This window comes from Bacteroides caecigallinarum, assembly GCF_016902295.1.
In the GTDB taxonomy this organism is placed as follows: Bacteria; Bacteroidota; Bacteroidia; order Bacteroidales; family Bacteroidaceae; genus Phocaeicola; species Phocaeicola caecigallinarum_A.
Genome location: NZ_JACJLQ010000069.1, coordinates 1 through 4,639, shown reverse-complemented (window position 1 = coordinate 4,639; position 4,639 = coordinate 1). Strand labels below are relative to the sequence as shown.

At 40.5% G+C, this 4,639-nt stretch carries 2 protein-coding genes; both read right to left on the bottom strand.

Going from position 1 to position 4,639, the window contains the following annotated elements:
* Positions 1 to 242 precede the first annotated feature (242 nt).
* The gene (locus tag H6A27_RS13825; protein WP_204509103.1) at positions 243 to 2,102 is read right to left on the bottom strand and encodes a coiled-coil domain-containing protein; all 1,860 of its coding nucleotides are present in this window, start codon (positions 2,100 to 2,102) and stop codon (positions 243 to 245) included.
* A gap of 151 nt (positions 2,103 to 2,253) precedes the next feature.
* A complete protein-coding gene (locus H6A27_RS13820; protein ID WP_239469700.1) occupies positions 2,254 to 4,587 on the bottom strand; it encodes a TonB-dependent receptor domain-containing protein in 2,334 nt (777 codons plus the stop codon).
* Between the last annotated feature and the right edge of the window lie 52 nt (positions 4,588 to 4,639).

Sequence of the window (4,639 nt, the reverse complement as noted above, 5' to 3'; positions counted from 1 at the left end):
TACCGGCAAGAAGACCATTAAAGATGTAAATAAAAAAGTTTTAATCGCTTTCATTATAAAGATACTTTTTAGGTTATTATTGCTCATGGTTTATATCTCCGAATGCAAAATTAGAACATATAACAATACACCATTTAAAAAGTATCTCTACATTTAGCTATTAACAAATACGGCATAACACACTGATTATATGCGCATTATGCCGTATTATACAATGATATCAATCTCTACATTTTCTATTTTCAGAACTCTGCCACCCATCTGTCAAGTGTCATATCCTCAGGAAGACCCCCTTCCAGTGAATCACTCAAATGCTTCTTCAGACGGAACTTCTTCTGGGATACCGAAGAGACACTCACACCGAATATCTCAGACATCTGAGTGTTGCTGAAACGGAGCTTGATCAGGATGCAAAGATGAAGTTCCTGCCTAGTCAGTGTCGGGCAGATGCTCTGCATACGGCTCACAAAATTGCTGTATGTACTTTCGCACATTTGCTCCAAAGTCTCCCATTCCATATCATCAAGAACACGGCTTTTTTCTCTAAGTTCCTTCACAAGGCTGTCATTATCTATGACATAGTCGGCAAGCATACGTTCACGCTGCTTCAGGTTAAGGTTCTCTTCTGATATGCTACGGAACTTCTCCGTATCACGGCGGACCTTGTCAAGTTTAGAGGTATATTCTGCAATATGCTGTTGCAGAGTGTTTATATTCTCAGACAGCCTGCTATTCTCTGACTGAAGACTGTCTATCTGTTCACGGTATGAATCTATCTCTTCAGCATTAACTTCCTGACCTGCTATCTGCTCCTGCAGTTCCTCCATATAGCGGTTGTTCTGCATGAGACGTGTCTCATATTCGTGCAGTTGAAGCATGTAGTCCTGCAGCTGTTCCGACTGTTTGCGGATAGTAGTTTCCTTACGGACAAGACGTTTCTGGTAAAAATATGCAACAACAGCTATAACCACAATCAGGCATATCGTGATGATGAACAACAAACGCTGTGCATTTGCCTTCTCCAACTTCAGACACTGCTGTTCGGTGATGAGTTTCTGATGGTCGTACTTCTCTTTGTAAGCGATGATTTCCTTGCCCTTATCAAGAGCTATGATAGAATCGTTGTAAAAAAGAAGAGAATCGCAATAGGTTTTCAGGTATTGACGGTACTTGGGACTATCACTTATTTTATATAATAACTCATATATCAGAGCTTTCGTGTAAACATTATCAGTGTCTAATGATTTTTGAAGATAGATGTAAGCAGAGTCATGTTCATTCAGATAATAGTAATTCTTACCTATAAGAACTGTTGACTGATACTCAACCGGTAATGATTTTGACAATACCAAAGACTTTTCCAAGTTTCCGCTATTGGAATACACTAAAGAAATCTCAGTTTGAATTTGATAATAATATTCATCTTTCTGTCCTAACTCCAAAGATATTGAAGAACATTTGTTATATGTATCGATTGCTTTTGGAAATTCATGCCTAATGCAATAACATCTGGCCAAAAATTTCAATGCAGACATTTGGTAACGTTTATTCGAATCTTTTATAGCATAATTGTATGCCTTTGTACAAGCATCAAGTGCATAATCAGCTAAATTACGGAATAAATAGAGATCAGCTAAAGAAGACATTATCAGATATCCGGTCTTATAATCATCTGTTTTCTCTACTGCCGTCTTGCCTTCCAGATAATACCTCATGGCGTCCTCTATATTGCCTAGCTCATAGTTTATATTCCCCATGTAAAGGACCGACATCGCCTTTCTGCGAGCATTATCGGTAGTCTTGTAATAATCGTATGCTATCCTAACAAGGGAATCAGAAGGGATTCTCATTACCTGTTTGTACTGTGCCTGCGTTACCAAGAGACACCACAGTGCATGGTTCTCCTTATCCCAGCGTGCTGAAGGCATCGGCATGGTCTCCAGAATATGAAGCGCACTGTCCGGATGATCAAACATCACAGATTCCGCATGAACAAGTTCCGGAAGCGGTGATTTCTCCTTGCGGTTTCCGCTGCATTGGATATTCAAAAAGGCTGTAAAAGCAATCAGAATGTACAGTATATAGTGGGTTATCTTTCTCATTTCACAAAAATTTCCTGCAAAAATAAGAATATTCCAACACTATACACATCAATTCGTACATTTTGTTAAGTGAAAAGGGCAGCCTTAATGACTAAAGCCACCCTAGTCTGAATTTAAGAGAGTTTTTTAAACTAATTGAATCAAAATATATTTACATACGGCTCTTCTGGCTGTCTCCGGCTCCTGTTCCTTTGTACTTGCTTCTAGTTGTATTAAACTTATAGCGGACAGTCAGGCTGACACTGCGTGCATTGGGGTCGTTATACATCTTGATAGTACGCACCTCTCCGGAATATAAAGTCCCGTATTGTTTTTGAGTATTAAAGATATCATTGGCTTGAAGCAGAAAACTCATTCTGCCATTCATGATAGATTTATGCAAGCTTCCGTTTACCGACCAGCTCTGTTCGTCCAATCTGGTATTCTGCATATCGCCTGTACTCATCCATCTGACACCCATGTTTAAAAGGAATCCCATAGGCAATTCAAGACTGTTGTCCCAGTTAAGCATAAACAATGGCTTGTTCAGATTAATGTTACCTTCAGGGCTTTCCACCTCCAGCCATTGTTTGTTTAAGCTGGCTGTCCAGGAAGGCGACCATTTACCTATGGTAGGAGCGGCAGTTATAGCGACAAACAGCATGTCATAAGCGGGTGAATTGTTCTGGCTTATCAATGCGATGGTAGGATCTTCGCTTGAATATGGATAACTTGTATTAAAGATATCATCTTTAAAATGCTGGTATCCGGCACGTCCTGACAACCATCGGTAGGATACACCCAAGTTAAGTGAGTTTGTCATGACAGGTCTCAACAACGGGTTTCCGCCTTCATAAGTATAACGATTGATATAAGCCACCTGACTGCTCAGTTGTGAGTAACGCGGACGCTGTATCTCAGATCGGTACTGCAACATAACCTGTGCTTTTCCAAGTGGAAAGAAAATCGATGCCGAAGGAAATACATTGTGGTAAACTTTGCTCTGATCTTTCTGATGTTCATCATTTACATAATAATCAAAATCATCGTATTCATATCGGACGCCTAACTGAGCGTTTACTTTGCCAAATGCCTTGCTGTATTCTGCATAGGCAGAAGCGTTGTTCTCATTAATTTCATCTTTACTGTCGGATATGATACCTTCGGGATTACGATAGTCCATGTTTCTGTTCATATATCCGTATTCTGCACCAACAGAGAAATTACCTCCCCATAAAGGGCGTGACAATACAACCTTGGCAGCGTAAAATTCATATTCAGTGTCACTGTATGTAGTTACATTGCGGACAGAGTTGGTTCCGTCCATGGCATTTATCTGCTCATTTGCCAGATTGTCTGCATCAGTTGTCTGCCAGATAGCATTACCGTCCACATCAATTTGCCAGTTACCAAGATTACCGTTATAATACAGATCAAGAGTATGTTTGGTATAATCATTAGAGCCGACGGAAGAGTTGTCAGAAGATTCATAATCCTTTCCATCACTGAATACATCGGTATATACATCCATATAATTTTTATCATACGGTTGCCTTGCGACACGATAATATGCGCCCAACGAATGATTGTTATTAAACACATAATTCATACCCAGCCTACCGGTAAATGTCCTGCTCCGGCTTTCCACATCTGTAAGACTTTCCTGTTTCCAGTGTTTATCCAGATAAGTATCCTGAACGGCCTGATGAGTCTTCCAGTAGTAGCTGTCAGAATAAAACAAAAGACCAAACAAATCAAAGTTATTCTTCCGGTAATTAAAATTGAACTGGTCAAGCCATCCCGCTTTCTTGTTGTAATCTCCCATTAAACGATTGTCAAAGCCAAAGCCCTCACCTGCCGGTTTTTGTGTATTAATACGTATAACAGCCTTCACAGATGCATCATAACGAGCCCCCGGGTTCATCACGACCTCCACATTCCGAATACTGGTACTGGATAACTGGTCAAGTTCTGAAAGGTCACGTACCTTGCGTCCGTTTATATAATACTCCGGTGTTCCTCGCCCTAATACTTGCAAACCGTTGCCTACATCTGCCACACCAGGCAATTTGCGCAATACATCATTGGCTGTACCGGCATAAGACAGTTTGCTATTCTTTACTTCAGTGACCATGGCATCACCCTTAACGCGTGTTTTAGGCAAATCACCCTTTACCACCACTTCACCAAGCATCTGTGCATCAGATACGAGCTGCACGATACCGATATTTGCCGAAGATATCGGCTTACACACGGTCTTATATCCAATAGAAGATATTTTCACTATCTGGTTTTCCGATGTTGCCTCCAGTGTGAAAGTTCCGTCCTCACCGCTGATGGTTCCGCTCACAAACGCAGAATCCGGCAAAGACAGCAGTACAACATTAGCAAAAGGCAGTGGTTTGTTCTTCTCGTCAACCAGTTTTCCGCTTACGGTCTGTGCGGATAGAATTACCGGCAAGAAGACCATTAAAGATGTAAATAAAAAAGTTTTAATCGCTTTCATTATAAAGATACTTTTTAGGTTATTATTGCTCATGGTTTATATCTCCGAATGC

What these genes read in the sequence shown, in the direction of transcription:
- H6A27_RS13820 (WP_239469700.1), bottom strand. Translation starts at nt 4,587, where the DNA reads ATGAAAGCGATTAAAACTTTTTTATTTACATCTTTAATGGTCTTCTTG.
- H6A27_RS13825 (WP_204509103.1), bottom strand. Translation starts at nt 2,102, where the DNA reads ATGAGAAAGATAACCCACTATATACTGTACATTCTGATTGCTTTTACA.